The organism is Pseudoalteromonas sp. (assembly GCF_036960685.1).
Taxonomy (GTDB): Bacteria; Pseudomonadota; Gammaproteobacteria; order Enterobacterales; family Alteromonadaceae; genus Pseudoalteromonas.
The window spans coordinates 1-785 of sequence record NZ_JBALXK010000063.1 but is presented as its reverse complement, the minus strand read 5'-3'; the positions used below and the strand labels follow the sequence as shown (position 1 = coordinate 785).

2 protein-coding genes are annotated in these 785 nt (G+C 45.6%); both read left to right on the top strand.

Features of this window, described 5'->3' with window-relative positions; translation table 11 throughout:
• Nucleotides 1–452, top strand: a 452-nt coding sequence (locus V7783_RS21030; protein ID WP_335680385.1) for a hypothetical protein, incomplete at its 5' end; no start/stop codon positions are given.
• A 1-nt stretch (nt 453) separates the two neighbouring features.
• Nucleotides 454–785: hypothetical protein (locus V7783_RS21025; protein ID WP_335680384.1), on the top strand; the 332-nt coding region annotated here is incomplete at its 3' end.

Here is a 785-nt window from a genome sequence, read left to right as displayed (position 1 = left end):
CTACTGAATTAGGCGCATTCGCCAAGCAGTATGCAGAGCTTAGGGGGCAGGACTTAGAAAAGACCTCAAGAGGGTTCTTTATCCAAGTAAGCACGAATATAATTTTAAGCACTCCAGTGGGCGACCCGTCATTCTGGAAGTCAAAGCCGCCTGCTGGTTATGTGGGCGGTAGATTAAGAAACAATTGGTTTGCATCAGTTATGTCGCCAAGCACGGAAACGACCAAGACTAGAGGCGCTAAAGGCTCAGCAGCTATCAAGCGAGTGAATGAAGCTGCTAGAAGTCATAAAATTGGCTCTGATATGTACCTAACAAATAACCTTCCTTATGTTCGGAGGGTAGAATTCGAAGGCTGGTCGCGTCAAGCGGTTGGCGGAATGGTAAGAATAAATTTAGCCAAGGCAGAGAAAGCCTTGAAAGAAGCAGTAAAAAACTTAAATAAAGGAGCCTAAAATGGCTAATAGCTCAACTGGTACAACTCTTTCGGCATCAGCCGCCGCTCCAGCAACGCACGACCAAGCTGGATTTGCTGCTTTATCATGGACTCCTGTTGGGAATGTCGGTGATTTTGGTGAGCCTGGTGGCACTACTGAGGTACTCGAATTTGTACCTGTAGAAACAGGCATCAAAGAAAAGTTCTTAGGTGTTCAAGACAATGGCGGTTATGACTTTGTTATTGCTCGCGATTCTGGTGCTGCTGGTCAAACGCTTTTAACTGATGCCTATGACAATCGCACATTGGTTTCTCTTGAAGTAACTTTGCCTGATGGCGATATTCAGTACAC